Annotated in this window: 15 protein-coding genes; 12 read left to right on the forward strand and 3 right to left on the reverse strand. The window is 61.3% G+C overall.

All coding sequences use genetic code 11. The features are described 5' to 3' along the window. The first annotated feature begins 28 nt into the window (after positions 1-28). From ACINK1_RS06625 to ligA, 11 genes are all read left to right on the forward strand, one after another. Positions 29-1,816: a TadE/TadG family type IV pilus assembly protein gene (locus ACINK1_RS06625; RefSeq protein WP_376801401.1), complete on the forward strand. Its 1,788-nt coding sequence runs from the start codon at positions 29-31 to the stop codon at positions 1,814-1,816. Positions 1,817-1,933: 117 nt separating this feature from the next. Further along, positions 1,934-2,395 carry a TadE/TadG family type IV pilus assembly protein gene (locus ACINK1_RS06630; protein ID WP_376801400.1) on the forward strand — a complete coding sequence of 154 codons (462 nt, stop codon included), beginning with the start codon at positions 1,934-1,936 and terminating at the stop codon, positions 2,393-2,395. Next, the gene (locus ACINK1_RS06635) at positions 2,392-2,913 is read left to right on the forward strand and encodes a TadE/TadG family type IV pilus assembly protein (RefSeq protein ID WP_376801399.1); all 522 of its coding nucleotides are present in this window, start codon (positions 2,392-2,394) and stop codon (positions 2,911-2,913) included. The genes ACINK1_RS06630 and ACINK1_RS06635 overlap by 4 nt, the downstream gene beginning before the upstream one ends. Positions 2,914-3,033: 120 nt before the next feature. Continuing rightward, a complete protein-coding gene (locus tag ACINK1_RS06640) occupies positions 3,034-3,963 on the forward strand; it encodes a D-alanine--D-alanine ligase (RefSeq protein ID WP_376801524.1) in 930 nt (309 codons plus the stop codon). Next, positions 3,951-4,943: a cell division protein FtsQ/DivIB gene (locus tag ACINK1_RS06645; RefSeq protein WP_376801398.1), complete on the forward strand. Its 993-nt coding sequence runs from the start codon at positions 3,951-3,953 to the stop codon at positions 4,941-4,943. Before ACINK1_RS06640 ends, ACINK1_RS06645 begins: the two co-directional genes overlap by 13 nt. Next, positions 4,940-6,262, forward strand: coding sequence for a cell division protein FtsA (gene ftsA / locus ACINK1_RS06650; protein WP_376801397.1), 1,323 nt, complete (start codon positions 4,940-4,942; stop codon positions 6,260-6,262). The genes ACINK1_RS06645 and ftsA overlap by 4 nt, the downstream gene beginning before the upstream one ends. A 44-nt stretch (positions 6,263-6,306) precedes the next feature. Next, positions 6,307-7,914 (forward strand): cell division protein FtsZ, encoded by a 1,608-nt coding sequence (gene ftsZ, locus ACINK1_RS06655; protein ID WP_376801396.1) that lies wholly within the window; start codon positions 6,307-6,309, stop codon positions 7,912-7,914. A 163-nt stretch (positions 7,915-8,077) separates the two neighbouring features. Continuing rightward, the gene (gene lpxC, locus ACINK1_RS06660; RefSeq protein WP_376801395.1) at positions 8,078-9,046 is read left to right on the forward strand and encodes a UDP-3-O-acyl-N-acetylglucosamine deacetylase; all 969 of its coding nucleotides are present in this window, start codon (positions 8,078-8,080) and stop codon (positions 9,044-9,046) included. Positions 9,047-9,226: 180 nt separating this feature from the next. Continuing rightward, the gene (locus ACINK1_RS06665) at positions 9,227-10,276 is read left to right on the forward strand and encodes an outer membrane protein assembly factor BamD (protein WP_376802962.1); all 1,050 of its coding nucleotides are present in this window, start codon (positions 9,227-9,229) and stop codon (positions 10,274-10,276) included. A 10-nt stretch (positions 10,277-10,286) separates the two neighbouring features. Then, on the forward strand, positions 10,287-11,954 hold the full coding sequence (gene recN, locus ACINK1_RS06670; RefSeq protein ID WP_376801393.1) for a DNA repair protein RecN: 1,668 nt from the start codon (positions 10,287-10,289) through the stop codon (positions 11,952-11,954). Positions 11,955-11,992: 38 nt separating this feature from the next. Then, positions 11,993-14,077: an NAD-dependent DNA ligase LigA gene (gene ligA / locus ACINK1_RS06675; RefSeq protein ID WP_376801392.1), complete on the forward strand. Its 2,085-nt coding sequence runs from the start codon at positions 11,993-11,995 to the stop codon at positions 14,075-14,077. On the opposite strand, the gene ACINK1_RS06680 is transcribed toward ligA, so the two are convergent. Beyond that, positions 14,069-15,253 (reverse strand): multidrug effflux MFS transporter, encoded by a 1,185-nt coding sequence (locus ACINK1_RS06680; RefSeq protein WP_376801391.1) that lies wholly within the window; start codon positions 15,251-15,253, stop codon positions 14,069-14,071. The genes ligA and ACINK1_RS06680 overlap by 9 nt on opposite strands. After that, positions 15,250-17,064: an aminopeptidase P family protein gene (locus tag ACINK1_RS06685; protein ID WP_376801390.1), complete on the reverse strand. Its 1,815-nt coding sequence runs from the start codon at positions 17,062-17,064 to the stop codon at positions 15,250-15,252. Before ACINK1_RS06685 ends, ACINK1_RS06680 begins: the two co-directional genes overlap by 4 nt. A gap of 264 nt (positions 17,065-17,328) precedes the next feature. Between ACINK1_RS06685 and ACINK1_RS06690 the strand changes: the two genes are divergently transcribed. Further along, positions 17,329-17,550 (forward strand): hypothetical protein, encoded by a 222-nt coding sequence (locus ACINK1_RS06690; RefSeq protein ID WP_376801389.1) that lies wholly within the window; start codon positions 17,329-17,331, stop codon positions 17,548-17,550. Positions 17,551-17,557: 7 nt separating this feature from the next. Here ACINK1_RS06690 and ACINK1_RS06695 read toward each other — a convergent pair whose 3' ends face one another. After that, a complete protein-coding gene (locus tag ACINK1_RS06695) occupies positions 17,558-18,469 on the reverse strand; it encodes a 50S ribosomal protein L11 methyltransferase (RefSeq protein ID WP_376801388.1) in 912 nt (303 codons plus the stop codon). Between the last annotated feature and the right edge of the window lie 7 nt (positions 18,470-18,476).

The raw sequence follows: 18,476 nt of genomic DNA on the forward strand, positions 1-18,476 counted from the left end.
CGGCAGTTCCCCTTCTGTCGGCGCGTTCTTGCGTCAAAGGAGTGGAGCACTCGCCCCCGTGTTCGGGCTGGCGCTCGTCGTCATTGTCGGATTTGCGGGAGCGGCCATCGATTTTGGCCAGCAGCAATTGGCCAAGCAAAAGCTCTGGCAATCTGCTTCGCTGGCCTGTCAATACGCGCGACGCACATCGACGCTTGCCAATACGACGACCGGGCAGCAGGCGGTCAAATCCTTCTTCGATGCCAATCTGTCGCAGCAAAACGTTCCTGTAAACTCAATCGCTTCCAGTTTTAACTCGACCGTCAATGGGCCGGGGACGATGGCCGCCTCGTATGACGTGCCGACCTCCTTTCTTGGCCTGTTCTCCATTCCCTCGCTCAACGTGGCAGTAAGCCAGCAATGCTACGCAACGCCGCCATTGGTCGCCGGCACGGTTGTTTTGCAGGAGACGTTCGAGACGCCTCCGGCTGCGGATGCAGTGACACGAGAATGCGGACCCGGCTGTTTTCGATATGTGAGCAGCTATAACGGGTGGATGACGTCGGGTGGTACGGGTGAGCTTGAAATCAGCGATGGCTACAAGATTGCCCCGCCGGAAGGAACCCATGTCGGTGAATTGACGCCCGACTATAATGGCGCCATTTCGAAGAAGGTGTATCTGGCGCCGGGCACCTATGAGCTGCGCTATTTCTATGTTGGCGGACCTTATATCCCGGTGCCGACCTATTACGGTACGACCACGCTTGGGACGAATACATTCAATAACGACCCATTGCCGATCTGTTCTCATATGGCAGCCAATGTAAGCTGGGCAAGTGAGGATAAGAGTCGCATTGGAGTATATTTCAGCGCCGACGCTCCCAATTTTGCTGCTGATAATCTCACCGCTGCCAATAATCCGACGAGCAAGACCTGGCGGCCAGCCGATCTTGTAGATGTGTGCATCTATGCTAAATCATGGGTGGAGCGCAGCGCGACGATTACGGTAGCCGCGGCTGGCAATTACTGGGTGACCTTTGCTGCGCAGGGAGCTAATGCTGCCTATGAGGGCGGGCAGATCGACAATATTCGTCTTTGCTTTGTGGCTTGCAATGGAAATCGGCAATTATCGCCGATGGAAACACCAGCCCATGTGGTGTTCGCGGATGATTTCGAGCAGCCCTACACAACGGTATCGCCCTATTTCCAGACGACGATTGCCGCCAATGGCTGGACCACCACGCCCTATGATTCCGTCCAGATCTTTACCAATAGTGACGCTCCGCAGGGACGGCAATATCTCGAACTCGACACTGACATCAATTACAGTGGCACGTCGACAACCACACTGTCGCCCGGCCCGTCCAATCGGGCAATCTCGCGGCGATTTCTGTTCTCGGAAGGCACTTATCAACTCGCCTATTGGTATAAGCCACGCGTCCGGTTTGCGCTTACCGGCACCTTCTGCGGCTCGACCGCCGCAGCGGCGCAGTCAGGTTATCCAACCGGAACCGCAGCGGTAACCGCAACCACCTATTCGGCACCAACAGGGACCTATGATTATAACTCCAGCCAGATCGGGGTCTACCTCGACAGCGATCTGACAACGGCTGGCAGCACGCGCCCGACCAATCCGCTGGATGTCTGTATGTTTGCGAATGGCTGGGTGCAACGCTACATCACCTTCGTCATCTCGAAGCCGGGGTTCTACTGGTTCACGATGCGTGCAGAGGGCGTTGGCGAAGGCTATGGCGCGAACGTCGACGATGTGCGGATCTGCGCGGTCGCCTGTTCCGGCGGGCCGACTAATCAGACGAAGCTGGCAGTTCCGCAATAAGGTGTGAGCGCACTCGCCTTTACCAATGATTGACCCTGATGGCGCATACTTTTTCCGTTGGGCAGGGACAGGCGGGTGATGGTGTTGCGATTATTGCTACAGGGATTGTTAAATCGGGTGGCGTTTTTCGCTCGCTTCCGCGTGTTCGCAAGCGAGGCAGGCGGCACGTCGGCGGTCGAATTCGCACTTCTCGCCCTGCCGTTTTTCATGGTGCTGCTTGGCACCATGCAGGTCGGCCTCATCTACCTCACACAGGCGACGCTGCAGGGCGCCACGCTGAGTGCGGCCGATAATATATTGACAACCAACTTCACGCCGCCGCCAACGGTTTCGTCGATCCGTTCGGTGCTGTGCGCCAAAAGTGCCAACCTATATGCCTGCGATACGACGCTCAAGGTTGAACTCAATACGTTGAAGGAATTATCGACAGGAACAGTCGCCTTGAGCGACGGCACGATCGGCATCGGATCGAGTGGCGCCCCGCTTGTCCTGCGCACGCAGACGACGGCGACGGTCTTCACGCCCGGGCTTGGCAGTTTTGCAACCGTCTCGGCCAGCGCTGTCCTGAGGCGGCCATGAGATTGATCAGAGCGCTTGCACGCAGATTTACCCGGCAGGAACGCGGCAGTATTGCCGTCGAATTTGCGATCCTTGTGCCGGTTCTGATCCTGCTCATGGGCGCGACCTATGAATTGGCAGGCGGCATAGAAGCCAATTCCCAGCTCAACATCATGGTCGGTCAGGTTGCTCTTTCGTGGGGCGATTGCAGTGATTCGCCGGCTGGTGACTGCCAGGCGGAGATGAACCAGTACATTGCCGCCAGGACCAATATCGCACCCGCTCTCAATACGTCGCAACTCACGCTTAATCTGTGGCAGGTCAACAATTCATACGGGACTGTCAATGTCGTCTACGGCACGACGGCGATCACGGCGGCAGCAACGAACCTGGCGCTGGCGCAGATCCCCGAAGGGCAGAGCGGGGTTATCGCTATCGGCAGCTACAATTATCAGGCGCGGGCTTTCACCGTGGTGACCCAGCCCTTCATCGGATCGGGCATCGTCTTTAGCCAGCATGCGGTGGCGCGTAAAGGGTGATTCCTTTAGAGACGCTTTCGATGTGTTGTTAACGGTTCGTTTCCTCTCCTTCTGCAAGGATGCGTTAACGCTTGGCCGATCTCTACGGCGCAAGCGGTGCGCGGAGAGGTCGTCATGGCGATGCCACAGCATGTGGTGGTCCTGAAAGGCGGGGTGTCGGGTGAGCGCGATGTCTCGCTGCACTCGGGCAAGGAATGCGCCGATGCGTTAAGGCAGGCCGGGTTTCGGGTCAGTGAACTCGACGTCACGGTCGAGGTTATACAGAATCTCGGTCCGGCGCTTCTGGCGTTAAAACCTGACGTCGTGTTTTTGGCCCTTCATGGCAAATTTGGTGAAGACGGCACGGTTCAGGGCCTCCTCGAAATCCTGAAAATTCCCTACACGCATTCCGGTGTTCTCGCCTCGTCGCTCGCCATGAACAAGGCGATGGCGAAAGCGGTGCTGGCGGCAGCCGGTGTGCCGGTTGCGGGCGGGCGCGTGATCGCGCGCAGGGAGGCTGCTATCGCCCACGCCCTGCCGCGTCCCTATGTGCTGAAACCCAATGATGGCGGCTCGTCGATTGGCGTGTTCATTATCCGCGCCGATATGGAGTATCCGCCGCAGGAATTGTCCTCTGCGCAATGGCAGTACGGCGAAACACTCCTCGCCGAGCCGTTTATCCCCGGCATGGAGCTGACCTGCGCGGTGATGGGGGATCGCGCGCTTGATGTCATTGAGATCGTTCAGGACAATGGTTTTTATGACTACGAGGCGAAATACGCCGAAGGCGGGTCGCGCCATATTCTTCCGGCGCGGATTAAACCAAAAATTTACCAAGATGTACAAAAACTGAGTCTGACAGCGCATCGGGCCCTGGGGTGCCGTGGCGTGACGCGAAGCGATTTTCGTTACGATGAGCGCAGCGGGGAGGGTGTGTTGATCTGCCTTGAGGTCAACACCCAGCCGGGAATGACGCGAACGTCGCTCGTTCCTGATCTGGCGGCTTATGCCGGCATCTCTTTTCCCGACCTCATGCGCTGGATGGTGGAGGACGCATCTTGCGAGCGTTGAGCGGCACGGCTGTGGGTAGCGGAGCGGCAGAGGGCAAAGCGCGCAAGCGTTCCCGCCGTCATGCGCTGCCGCTCGCGCCGGACCGCCAGCGTTTCGGCGCGCCACATAGCTACAGCTTCATACTCCCCGTCCTCGGGCGCACGTCGATCCATCGGCTCGGCCTGATGGCAACGATCGCGCTGATGATTGCCACCGTTACGACAGGCTTCGTCATGGGTGGCCATGTCGGCACGACGAAGGATAAAGCCGCTCTGGCGGTCGCGGCGGGCTTGCGCAGCATAGGCTTTCGCGTCAGCGAGGTCCGCGTCACCGGCGCCCATCAATTGACGGTGCCGGAGCTTTTCGAGCGCATCGGCCTTAACAGCACGTTGCTGACGACGCTGGGCTTCGACGCCGAGCAGGCGCGGCGCAAGCTGGTGGAAATTCCCTGGATCAAAACCGCATCTGTCCGCGTGCTGTTGCCAGGCACGATTGATGTGGCGGTTGTCGAGCGCGAACCCTTCGCCCTGTGGCAGCGCGACGGGCGCGTCAATCTGGTGGATCGCGAAGGCGGGATCATCGGTGCCTACGAGGATGAGCGGTTCGCCAATCTGCCGGTGGTTGTTGGTGAGGGGGCCGACAAGCGCGTGGTGGAAATTCGCCAATTGCTTGATCTTCATCCGCTGTTGCGCCAGCAGGTGCGGGCGGCGGTGCTGGTGGCTGAGCGGCGGTGGACGCTGAAGCTTGCCGATGGCGTCGACATCATGCTGCCCGAGGAAGGGGTGCAGGACGCCTTGGCCTCGCTCATTCGCATCGATGGACAGTCAGGCCTCCTCAAGCGTGACATCGCGGCAGTCGATCTGCGGGTGGCCAATCGTGTGATCGTTCGCCTGACCGACCGGGCGGCGCAGATCCGAAGTGACGCCCTGCGGCCGCGCGCGCGCAGCGCAACGCCCGCTTCCCCACCCCCACCAGTCAAACCGAGTGCGAGGACGATATGAGTAGCGCGTCCTATTTTGGAAAAACATCGAGGTTGAAGCCATTGTCGCCACGAAAGGCGATGATGGTGAGTGCGCTTGATATCGGCTCATCAAAGATTGTCTGCATCATCGCGCGGCTCACGCCCGATCAATCGGTTGGCGATCATCCGCATCGCTCGCACAGCGTCGAGGTGGTGGGTTTCGGGCAGCATCGCGCGCTGGGTGTCAAGAACGGCGCGATCGTTGATCTTGATGCTGCCGAGCAATCAATCCGCATGGCGGTCGACGCGGCCGAGCGCATGAGCGGGCTGACGGTTGAAAGCGTCATCGTCAATCTGTCGGCCGGGCGCATGATGTCTGAATCCTACGCCGCGTCGGTCGCGATCGGTGGCCATGAGGTGGAGGATGCCGACATACACCGCGTTCTCAAGGTGGGCGCGGCGCAGTCGATCAGCGAAGGGCGCAACGTCATCCACGCGCTCCCCATTGCCTATGCGCTCGATCATACTGCCGGCATCCTCGATCCACGGGGCATGGTAGGTGGCGAACTTGGCGTTGATATGCATGTCGTCACCGCCGAAACGGCGGCCTATCGCAACGTCATTATAAGCGTCGAGCGCTGCCATCTGCATGTCGATGCCGTTGTCGCCTCGCCATATGCTGCAGCCCTGTCGGCGCTGGTCGCCGATGAAATGGAGCTTGGGGCGGCGGTGATCGACATGGGTGGCGGCACGACGTCGCTTGCCGTCATGCGCCATGGACGCTTTGTTCATGCTGATGTCATTCCAGTTGGCGGCAATCACGTCACCAATGATATCGCTCAAGTTCTGTCGACGCCGCTTGGCTATGCAGAACGCTTGAAGACGCTGCATGGCTCGCCGTTGCCCTGTCCCTCGGATGATCGGGAGCTGCTGAGCTTTCCGCATACGGGCGAGGATGATGAGGCCGCCGGGCAGATATCGCGTGCGCAACTGGTTGCCATCATCCGCCCGCGTATTGAGGAAACGCTCGAACTGGTGCGTGAGCGCCTCATCGCGTCGGGCCATCATCAGACAGCTGGCCGCTGCATCGTGCTGACGGGCGGTGCGAGCGAGCTGTCGGGTCTCACCGAGGTCGCTCGTCGCATTTTCGGCAAGCAGATCCGTATCGGCCGCCCGCTGGGCATCGACAGCCTGCCGGAGACGGCAAGACGGCCGTGTTTCAGCGTTGTTGCCGGGCTTGCGATCTACCCGCAAGTCGCTCGCATCGAACAATTCGACTCCCGTCGTTCGCGCAGTTTGCAAACGGGGACGGGGGGGTATTTCGCCCGTATGGGTGCGTGGTTCAAGGATAGTTTCTAACAACACCGCTGTGAACGAAAGCACAGCGGAAAGGCGGAGAGAACATGACCATCAATCTTCAACTGCCCGATGTCGGTGAATTGCGCCCTCGGCTCATGGTACTGGGTGTCGGCGGTGCGGGCGGCAATGCCGTCAACAACATGATCTCCGCCGGTCTTCAGGGCGTCGATTTTGTTGTAGCCAATACGGACGCCCAGGCGCTGCGTAATTCGCGGGCGCCCCGCGTTATTCAGATGGGTACGCATGTCACCGAGGGGCTGGGTGCTGGATCGCATCCCGAAGTCGGCCGGGCGGCTGCCGAGGAAAGCGCTGCTGAAATCAGCGACCACCTCTCAGGCTCGCACATGGTCTTCATCACCGCCGGCATGGGTGGCGGCACGGGCACGGGGGCTGCGCCCGTCATCGCCCGCATGGCCAAGGATATGGGCATTCTGACGGTTGGCGTGGTGACGAAACCATTCCATTTCGAGGGCATCAAACGCATGCGCCGCGCCGAGGAGGGTATCCTCTCCCTCCAGGATCACGTCGATACGCTGCTGGTCATTCCCAATCAGAACCTCTTCCGCGTTGCCAATGACAAGACAACCTTCGCCGACGCCTTCGCGATGGCCGATCAGGTACTGTATTCGGGCGTTGCCTGCATCACCGACCTGATGGTCAAGGAAGGCCTCATCAATCTCGATTTTGCCGATGTGCGCTCGGTCATGCGCGAAATGGGCAAGGCGATGATGGGCACGGGTGAGGCCTCGGGCGAAGCGCGCGCCCAGCGCGCTGCCGAAGCCGCAATTTCCAATCCCCTGCTTGATGACGTGTCGATGCGCGGCGCCCGCGGCCTGCTGATTTCGGTCACCGGCGGGCGCGATATGACACTGTTTGAACTTGATGAGGCGGCGACGCTCATCCGCGAACAGGTCGATGGTGATGCCAACATCATCGTCGGTGCCACCTATGACGATGCGCTCGAAGGCATCATCCGCGTGTCCGTTGTCGCCACCGGCATTGATGCTGCGGCGCTGGAAGCGGCACCGATGATTGATACGCGCACGACGTCAGCGAAAGTCTGGACCCGCCCGATCGTGACGCCGGTTGCGACAGCGCCTCAGCCCGCGCCGGTTGCCGTCGCGACGCCGCAGCCCAGCTATAGCGAGCCGGTTCAGAGCCAGCCCGTGCAACAGCCGCCAGCGCAGACCTTCGACAACGACATCACCATCCGTCAGGTTCTGCCGCCAACGCCGCAATTGACGTTGACCCAGCCAGAGCCGATGGCAGACGAGTTCGCACTCGAAGCCTTCATTCCGCCGGTGCCGGAGATGCCGGAGCGCCGCCCGCCACGCATGCCCAGCATTGATGAGTTGCCGCCCATCGCCCAGGAGCAGATCCGGGCGGCGCAGGCGCCCGAGGGGGCGGACGCTGACAAGCGGGGTGGTCTGATGCATCGCCTGGCGGCGCTCGGTGGATTCGCGCGCAAGCGCGAGGATGAAAGCGAGCTTCAGGCTCCTGCGCACCACACCGCGCCCATGGCGGCAGATTACGCCCCCCTGCCGGCCGCACGTCGTGCGCAGCGCGAAGCGCCGGCCTTGCGCCCCTCGCAGCGCCTGTCTGAAGAGGATCAGCTTGAAATTCCAGCATTTTTACGCCGGAAGGGGGGCTGACCAACACCTCGAACAATTGCTTTTTCATGCTTTGCAAAGAGGTAACAAAACGCAACAAAGCGTCATTTGTGGCAGTTCCATGGTGTGACTATGGTCCGCCGGTGAATGAGCGGCGCGTCTGGGGGCTTTCGGGTCGGCGCGCTGGAAATGGCAGGGATTTTGGATGGTAGGCAGTCGACATCGCTGGCAGCACACAATCGCAGATTGCGTATCTGTCAGCGGCGTGGGCGTTCATCGGGGATTGCCAGCCATCCTGTCTATTTTCCCTGCCGAGCGCGATAGCGGCATTGTCTTTGTCCGCAGCGATTTGCCGGCAGGTAAGGCTAATGCGATTCCCGCCCGCCATCATCTGACGGCAACGACTGAACTGGCGACTGTCATCGGCGACAGGTCGGGTGCTGCGGTGTCGACGATAGAGCACGTGATGGCCGCTCTCTATGGGCTGGGCATCGATAACGCGCTGATCGCGATTGACGGGCCGGAAGTGCCGATCCTTGACGGGTCGGCCAAGCCGTTTGCAGAAGCGATTGCCAAGGTTGGCATTGAACGACAGGAAGCGCCGCGGCGTTATCTGCGCGTAAAGCAGGCAGTGCGGGTTGAAAACGGCCAGCAATTTGGTGAAATTCTGCCGCATGACCGCTTCACGGTGGATGTAGAGATTGTCTACCCTGACGCCGAAATCGGCCATCAGCGCGTTGTTGTCGACGTCACGGCGGACAAATTTTCCAGGGAATTGGCGTCAGCCCGTACGTTCGGCTTTTATCGCGATGTGGAAAAGCTGCGTGCGGCGGGCTATGCGCGCGGCGCCTCGCTCGACAATACGGTGGTGATTGGCGAGGGTAAAATTCTGAACAAGGACGGCCTGCGCTTTCACGATGAATTCGTGCGTCACAAGGCACTGGACGCAGTTGGTGATCTGGCATTGATCGGTATGCCTCTTCTGGGGCTTTATCGCTCATCACGCGGCGGTCACAAGCTGAACGCGCAAGTGGTTGCTGCTCTGCTGGCCGATCCGTCCCATTATGACGTGGTTGAGATCGCAGCCGAGCGGGCTCCTGCATCGCGACGCTCGCGCGTGGTGTCGGTTGATCGGGTCGGAGCGCAGATCGCCTACGCCCCCGAGGGCCGTTAAAGCGGGCCGCCGCTTTGGCGCCGCATTTTTCTGCTTTTATTTTACCCTGCCAGTCGCGCTGTTAACAGTGATTGCTGGCAAGCTTGGCGTTTTCCGCCTGATCAAGTAATAAGGGCGGGATCAGATCAAGACGATATGTCATCAACCTTATGCTTCGGCACGATGGTGGACGGGGAAAGCATGACGGCACGCGCACTTATTCTCGGCAGGTTGGCGACGATGCTGTGTGTCGGCGCTGTGGTATCGGTGCTTGGCGGCTGCGCGGGCCTTGGTCTGGGCGAGCGCGATCAGGCGCCGCGCGCGACCGCATCAGCCGCCGAACCGGCCGAGGACACCAACCCGTTCAGCGCCATTACCAATATTTTCAAGAAGAGAGACGAGCCGGCGCCGCAGCCCTCGGCTGCGCCGCCGCAGACTTCTGCCGCCGCGCCGCCGCCGGAAGATAATGGTGTGTTCAGTGGCATCACGCGTTTTTTCAGCAAGAAGGACGAGCAGGCGAAGGAGGATATCCCGGCCGGGCGTCTGTTCAACGAAGGGCTGGTTCTGCTCAACCAGAACCGCTTCCGGGCGGCGTCTCTGCGCTTTGAAGAGGTGGATCGCGCTCATCCCTATTCGGAATGGGCCAAGAAATCATTGCTCCTGATTGCCTACGCGCAGTATCGGTCCGGCGAATATGACAATGCAGCAGGAGCAGCGGATCGCTATCTTGCCCTCCACCCTGGCTCGGAAGATGCTCCTTATGCGAAGTTCCTGCTGGGGGATTCCTATTACCGGCAGATCCCCGATGTTGCGCGCGATCAGGGCGGCTCCGAGCGTGCCCTGCAAGCCTTGCGCGAACTGGTGCAACGCTATCCCGGTACCGAGTATGCGCGCGCCGCCGAGCAACGCATGCTGGTCGCCCGCGATCAGCTGGGCGGCCGGGAAATGGAGATCGGCCGATTTTATCTGAAGCAGAAATCCTACGGCGCTGCCGCCGGTCGCTTCAAATCGGTCGTCCAGCAATTCCAGACGACGCGTCATATTGAAGAAGCGCTTTATCGTCTCGTTGAATGCTATCTGGCCCTTGGCATTGTCGATGAAGCCCAGGCGGCGGCCAGTGTGCTTGGCCACAACTACCCCGAGAGCGAATGGTACCGTGACGCCTTCGGGCTTTTGTCAAAGGATGGCCTGGCGCCGCAGGACAAGACCGATTCTTGGATCACCCGGGCGCTGAAGAGCATCACAGGCTAAGATCAGGGCCATGCTGACGGCCCTTTCGATTCGCGATATCATCCTCATCGACCGCCTCGATCTGACCTTCGAGAGCGGGCTGTCGGCGCTGACGGGTGAGACCGGCGCGGGCAAGTCGATCCTGCTTGACGCGCTGGCGCTGGCGCTCGGCGGGCGCGGCGATGCGGGGCTGGTGCGCAAGGGGGCGTCCCAGGGGCAGGTGATTGCTGTTTTCGATATTGCGAGTGATCATCCGGCGCGCGCGCTGCTGCGCGAGGCTGACGTTGACAGCGATGGCGAGGCGATCATCCTGCGCCGCGTGCAGGCAGGCGACGGGCGCACGCGAGGCTTCGTGAACGACGCGCCGGTGTCAGTGAACATCCTGCGCGCGCTTGGGGCGCTGCTGGTTGAAATCCACGGTCAGCATGATGATCGGGCCCTGGTTGATCCAGCCTCACACCGGGCACTCCTCGACGCCTTTGGCGGCCTGCAGGCTCACGCCCGCCTTGTTCGCAAGCTGTGGTCGGCATGGCAGAACGCGATCGAGGCGCTCAACGAGGCGCAGCGCCGCCTGGCGGCGATCCGCAGCGAAGCGGACTATCTGCGCCATGCGCATGAGGAATTGTCGCTCCTCAATCCGGAAGAAGATGAGGAATCACGCCTGGCGGCGCGACGGCAGACGATGATGGCGGCTGAAAAGATTTCTGCTGACGTCCGCGAAGCCTTTGACACGCTCGATGGTGCGTCCTCGCCGCTGCCGCTGATTCTGGCTTTGTTGCGCCGCATGGAGCGGCGCCAGGAGACAATGCCGGTCATCCTTGGTCCGGTGACCAGCGCCCTTGGCAGCGCGCTTGATCAGCTGGAGGAAGCGCGCAGCGCTCTTGATCAGGCGATCCGCGCCAGCGAATTCGACCCCAAGGATCTTGAGCGCACCGAAGAGCGTCTCTTCGCGCTCAGGGCGGCGGCGCGCAAATATAATGTACCCATCAGCGCCCTGCCGGCGCAGGCGGCACGCTTTGCCGAGCAGTTGCGCCATCTCGATGAGGGCGAGCGGGATGTCACGCGTCTGAGCGCGGCGGCGCAGGCTGCCAGCGAGGATTATCGGCAAGCCGCCGCAACCCTGTCAAAAGCGCGAAATGCGGCGGCGGCGCGCCTCGACAAAGCGGTGAAAAGCGAGCTGGCGCCACTCAAGCTTGGCGAAGCGCGTTTCCTCACCCGGCTCGAGAGCCATACCGACAACCCGTCGGCGGACGGTATCGATCAGGTGGCGTTCTGGGTGCAGACCAATCCTGGTACCCATGCGGGGCCGCTGATGAAGGTAGCGTCCGGCGGCGAGTTGTCGCGCTTCATGCTCGCGCTCAAAGTGGTGCTGGCTGACAGTGGTTCGGCACCAACGCTGGTGTTTGATGAAATCGACAGCGGGGTTGGTGGCGCCGTATCGGCGGCGATCGGCGAGCGTCTGGCGCGCCTTGCCGGCGGGGTCCAGGTGCTGACGGTCACACATGCGCCGCAGGTGGCGGCCTGTGCCGACCGCCATTATCTCATCAGCAAGGCCGCAACCAAGGGCCAGACGGCGACGCGCGTGGCGCAGCTTGATGATCAGGCGCGGCGTGAGGAAATCGCCCGCATGCTGTCTGGCTCATCGGTGACGGACGAAGCCCGCGCTCATGCCGAGAAATTGATGGCCGGGGCCCGGTGATGGCGAGTAGCAAGGCAGTGTCTTCTATGCCGGAGGACATGACGGAAAGTGAAGCGGTCAGCGAACATGCCCGCCTCGAAGGCGTGTTGAGAGGGCATGACACGCGCTATTTCGAGGATGATGCGCCGGAAATTTCCGACGGTGAGTATGACGCGCTGAAGCAGCGCTATCTGGCCATCGAGGCACGTTTTCCGGCGCTGGTGACGGCGGCGTCGCTGTCGCGGCGCGTCGGGGCTGCCCCTTCTGCCAAATTCGGCAAGGTCCGCCATCGTGTGGCGATGCTCTCTCTTGATAATGCGTTTGACGAGAGTGATGTCGACGATTTCCTGGCGCGTATCCGCCGCTTCCTCGACATGCCGGCTGATCTGCCGCTTAACATGACGGCCGAGCCCAAGATCGACGGGTTGTCATGCAGCTTGCGCTATGAGAAGGGACGGCTGGTGGTTGCCGCGACGCGCGGTGATGGGGCTGAAGGTGAAAATGTCACGGCCAATGTTGCAACGATTGCAACCGTGCCGGCGATGCTTGCGGGCAATTATCCCGATGTCATCGAGGTGCGCGGCGAAATCTACATGCGACACGCCGATTTTGCCGCCCTCAACCAGCAGCAGGGCGAAAAAGGCGACAAGATTTTTGCCAATCCGCGCAACGCCGCTGCTGGCTCGCTCCGTCAGCTTGATCCCGCCATCACCGCCGCCCGGCCTCTCAGTTTCTTTGCCTATAGCTGGGGCGATCATGGAAGCCTGCCCGGCGACACCCAGTTTGATGTCGTGCAGGCATTTGCCAGCTGGGGATTTGCGATTAATCCGCTCATGCGCCGCTGCGCGAGCCGGGACGAGATGCTTGACGTCTACCGCGCCATCGAGCGCGACCGGGCGCGGCTTGGCTATGATATCGACGGCGTCGTCTACAAGGTTGATGATCTGGCGTTGCAGCGTCAGCTTGGCTTTGTCTCGCGCAGCCCGCGCTGGGCGATCGCGCACAAATTTTCAGCCGAGAAGGCAGCAACCATTCTGCGCGCCATTGATATCCAGGTCGGGCGCACGGGCGCGCTGACGCCCGTTGCCAAGCTTGAACCGGTCACGGTCGGCGGCGTCGTTGTTGCCAACGCCACGCTCCACAATGAAGACGAAATCAAGCGCAAGGATGTACGCATCGGCGATACGGTTGTGATCCAGCGGGCGGGCGATGTCATTCCCCAGATCGTCTCCGTCGACCTCGCGCGCCGGCCTGCTGATTCAGTGCCTTTCGCGTTCCCCGAGACCTGCCCTTGTCCGCTCAAGACCGCCATCGTCCGCGAGGCTGTCGGCAGTGGTGGCAGCGGGGCGATCAAGCGCTGCAGCGGCGAGTTGGCCTGCCCCTTTCAGCGCGTGGAGCACCTGAAGCATTTCTGTTCGCGGCGGGCCTTCGACATCGAAGGCTTCGGCGACAAGTTGATCGAGCGCTTTTTTGCCGACGGGCGGGTGACGACGCCTGCGGAGATTTTCACCCTTTCGGCGCGGGACGCGGCAAGCGTCTCGCCGCTGCGCGAAGAGGAGGGGCTTGGGGATCTCTCGGTGCGCAATCTGTTTGCCGCGATCGAGGCCAGGCGCGAGATCGCCTTTGAACGTTTTCTCTATGCGCTCGGCATACGCCATGTGGGCGAGACGACAGCGAAAGTTGTCGCGCGCCATTTCGGCAGCTTCGCTGCGTTTCGCGCGGCTGCCATGGCAGAGCATGCGGTGGCAAGCCTGTCGCAGATTGATGGCATCGGGCCAATTGTTGCGGAAGCGATATCGGCATTCTTCCACCAGCCGGCGAATATCCTCATGGTCGATGATTTGCTGCGCGTCGTTGATGTCGCGGAGGCGCAGAAGCCGGCAAGTGTTGATGGCGCACCGCTTGCCGGGCAGGTGATTGTCTTCACCGGCGAGCTGGTCGCCTTCAGCCGCGATGAAGCAAGGGCCAAGGCCGAGCGCCTGGGGGCGAAGGTGACCGACAGCGTGTCGAAGAAGACGACGCTGGTCGTGGCAGGACCTGGCGCCGGATCAAAACTGAAAAAGGCGCAGGATCTCGGCATCGCCATCCTTGACGAAGCAGGATGGCTCAATGTCGTCAAGGATCATGCGGGTTTGTCAGGATAGGCGGTGAAGTACCAGGCCCATGATGGCGATAAATGTCATCGACAAGGCCAGCGGCAGCGCCGTTTCCGCGTTGATGGCGCCAACCAGATAGCTTGCCAGCGCCGACAGGCCGAATTGCAGCGCACCGGCAAGCCCCGAGGCTGCGCCTGCCGCCTTGGGCTCAACGCTCAGGGCTGCCGTGATCGCGTTTGGAATGACGAGACCATTCGAGAACGATACCAGCGTCATGGGAAGGAAGAGGGCCAAGGGGTGCATCACCGGCACGAATGCGAGCGCAACCGCGATGAGCGCGCCAGCGACCCCGAGCATATTGCCGGCAAGGATCATACGCTCGATGCCAAAGCGGCGCGAATAACGACCCGATATGAAATTACCCATCATATAGCCAAGCGCAATCGTCATGAACCACAGCGCGTAGCTTGTCTCGGTCATGCCCATGACGTTGATCACGAGATAGGGCGCTCCGCCCTGAAAGGCAAAGAAGATGGCCGAGGCGCAAGCGCCTGTGCCGCAGGCGGCGAGAAAGGACGGCATTTTCAGCAGCGTCAGCGAGCGTACGATGACATCGCGGCTGGTGGTGGTGTCCAGTGAGGCCGGTCGTGTTTCCGGCAGCAGCGCCCAAACGATGATCAGCGCCGCAATACCAAGCGCGACGCAGATGACGAAGATGGCCTGCCAGCCGAAGCGCTCGGAGGCGACCGCGCCAAGATAGGGCGACATCATCGGCGCGATCACCATCACCATGGTGATGTAGCCGATCATGCTGGCTGCTTCGTTACGATCGTAAAGATCGCGGACGATGGTGCGGGCAAGCGGCAGGCCGACGGTTGCGCCCAATGCCTGCAGGATTCTTGCTGCCAGCAATTGTTCAATCGAGGTGGCGAAGGCTGCAAGCGCGCTTGCCACGACATAAAGCGCCAGGCCAATCAGCAGGACAGGGCGCCGGCCAAGGCGATCGGCCAGCGGACCCAGAATGAGCTGCGCTGCCGCCATGCCGAGGAGGAACAGTGACAGGACCGAGGTCGCGCTTTCGCGCGAGACCGCGAAGGCTTTCTGGATCGTCGGCAGCACCGGCATGGCAATATTGAGCGACAGCGGGCCGATGGTTGAAATCAGCACCAGGACAAAGAGAATCCCGGCGCGCGTGGAGGTGAGAGGCACAGCGGGCGTGCTCATAAGCGGCAGCACGCCTTTGCCAGCCAGTTGCGCAATGTGACGGATAATGTCGGGCCGATCTCACGCAGCACGCGGGCATGGTAGGCATCCAGCCAGGCGCGCTCCTCGATATCGAGCAGGCGGGCATCGATGCAGTGGCGGTCGAAGGGCGCGAGCGTCAACGTTTCAAAGCCCATCATCGCCCGCTCGCCATCGGTGGGGACCTCCAGCGGCGTCACTACCAGGAGATTTTCCAGGCGAATGCCATAGGCACCCGGCTTGTAGAATCCGGGCTCGTTGGAAATGATCATGCCGGGCTCCAGGACCGCAGATGGCGCCTTCGATATGCGCTGCGGGCCCTCATGCACTGACAGGTAGCTGCCGACGCCGTGACCGGTCCCGTGATCGTAATCAAGGCCCTCGCGCCACAGGAACTGGCGCGCCAGCGCATCAAGATGCGTGCCGCTGGTGCCGGCGGGAAAGACCGCGCGCGAGATGGCGATCATCCCTTTCAGAACCAGCGTATAGCGCCTGCGCATTTCGGATGAGGGCGTGCCGACGGCAAGAGTTCGGGTGACGTCGGTGGTGCCATCCTGATACTGGCCACCTGAATCAACGAGAAAGAGGGAATCGCGATCAAGCAGGCGGTTGGTTTCGACAGTCGGGCGATAATGAATGATCGCCCCGTTAGGGCCGGCGCCGGCAATCGTCGGGAAGGAGATGTCACGCAATTCGCCGCTCGCGGCGCGGAATTTCTCGAGCGCGATTGCAGCGGCGATCTCGTCGATCTTGCCTTTCGGCGCCTCCTGGTCGAACCAGTGCAGGAAATGGACCAGTGCCGTGCCGTCGCGACGATGGGCGGCGCGGGTTCCTGCCAGTTCGGCGCTGTTTTTCGGCGCTTTCATCGGATGAACAGGGTCGGCAGCCGCAATCAGCTTCCCGCCCGCATCGCTGATGATGTCGGCAATGGCGGCGGCGGCGCTCGCGGGATCAACGAGGATGCCGGTGCTCCCTTGTGCCAGCTGCGCGAGTTTGTCGGCAAACGCCGCAGGCGGGAACAGCTCCGTCGTCGGTTTCAAGGCCTTGCGGACATCGACGTCAAGCTTCTGCGGATCGATGAAGAGCTGAACCTTTCCTTTGCGCGGGAGCAGCGCGAAGGCGAGCGGCAAGGGCGCGTGAGCGACATCGCCGCCGCGGATATTGAACAGCCAGGCGATGGCATCGGTCTGGGTGAGGACGCAATGGCTGGCGTTGAGCAATCCAAGCGCGTCGCGGACACGGGCGAGCTTGTGGCCCACATCCTCTCCGGCAAGAGACAGCGGGTGAAGCATGATTTTTGCCTGCGGCGGGGCCGGTCTGTCCTGCCAGATGGCATCGAGGGGGTTGCTCGCCAGCTTTTCAAGCCGTCCGCCGGCCTCTTCAACCACCTTCTTCAGCAATGCGATCTGATTGGCGGTGTGAAGCCAGGGATCAATGCCGAGAATGCCCTTTTTGGGCAGGTGTTTGCCAATCCACGCCTCAAGCGTCACATCGGCGGAATGCACGACCTCGAAACTTGCCTGATCGACCTGGCGGGATGCCTGAAGCACGTAACGGCCATCGGTTACCAAAGCGGCGCTCTCAGCCATCACAATGGCCGTCCCGGCAGAGCCGGTAAAACCGGTGAGCCAGCGCAACCGGTCGCTGGACGCGGGGATGTATTCGTTCTGGTACTCGTCAGCGCGCGGAATGATGAAGCCGCTCAGCTTGCGACGCTTCAGCTCAGCTCGCAGCCTGGCCAGACGTGGCGGCCCATCTTGAGGAGAGGACAGAACATCGAAGGTTTGGAACATGCCATGACCATAGAGCGGACTAGGCGGGTGAGGGAAGCGGCGATTGCGGTCAATCCAGCATGGCAGGCGCGCACGCAGACGGGGGCTTCTCAGCCATATCCGGCAGGGCGCCGTGATCAAATATGAACAAACCCTTTGCGTTCCATGCCACAGACGCAGGCCTGCCCATTCGCCAGGGTCCTAGCGCCGATGGCAGTTTGTCTATATTGCAGTGCAACAAGAAAATTTGGAGGGAATCGACGTTTTCTTGAAAGGAGAACAGAGATGACCAGCTCTACTATCAATGTTTTTGATCGTTTTTCTGTTAATTCGACGAAGCCGGACGTAACCGACAAGCCGCTTCCCGCTTTCGTGCGCGCGCTCATCGCCGCCTTCGAAACGAGCGGGCGTCTACATGCCATGGCCTATTTTGCGCGCAAAACAGACCTGGAACTCGCTCAGCTCGGACTGACCCGAGCCTCCATCTTCGAACGCCTGAAGGCGTGATCGCCGATCAATCCTGTCTGACAAGCACAAGTGTCGCCCAGTCGCCGATGATCCGGCGACAGGCCAGGCGATACCCCTGCGCCTGGTAGCGCGCGGCAACCGGCCGCGCCTGCCAGGCGAGCAGCCCTGACAGGATGAGCGTTCCCCCACGTTCATTGGCATTGTGAAGGGCGGGCGCCAGGCGCATCAGCGGGCTGGCGAGGATGTTGGCTACAATGAGGGGATAGGGGCCGTTGAAGCGGATGAGCGGGTGGGCGGTGCCTGCCGCCTCAACGACGCCGACGCGCCAGGCCATGCCGGCCTTTACTGCGTTCTCGCCGGCAATGCGCACTGCCTCGCGGTCAAGATCGCCCGCAATCGCATCGGCTTTTGCAGCCTTGGCAAAGGCTAGCGCCAGCACGCCGGTGCCGGTTCCGACATCGAGCATCCTGCGAGAAGCCGTCTTGATGCGCGCACCCTTGCGCCGTCGCTGCTGTTTCAGCCAATGGTCGATTGCCAGCAGACAGCCGAGCGTCGTCGGGTGATGGCCGGTGCCGAAGGCCAGGCTTGCCTCGATTTCCAGACCGATCTCGTTGGGGCGCAATTTGTGGCGATCATGTTCGCCGTGGACCACAAACCGTCCAGCGCGAACCGGCGGCAGGTCTTCAAGTGCGATCGCCACCCAGTCGGCATCGTCGACCTGCTTGAAATCAAAGCGGAGCTGATCGAAATCCGGCCCCAGAAGACGCCGCCCCGTCATGGTGAAATCGCCAAGGTCAGGGGCTTCAGTGAACCAGGCCTCGAAACGCCACAGGGGCGGTTCGGCTTCAAAAGCGCCGGCAGCGCTCAGGGGCAGGTGGTGTTCGCCATCCATCAGCCCGTCGGCGAGACGGGTGGCAAGCGCTTCGTTGGTGAGAGTGGTGCACAGGACGGTGGTCATCGGCAGG

The sequence above is a fragment of the Raskinella chloraquaticus (SeqCode) genome (assembly GCF_021731865.1).
Classification (GTDB): Bacteria; Pseudomonadota; Alphaproteobacteria; order Rhizobiales; family UBA4765; genus Raskinella; species Raskinella chloraquaticus.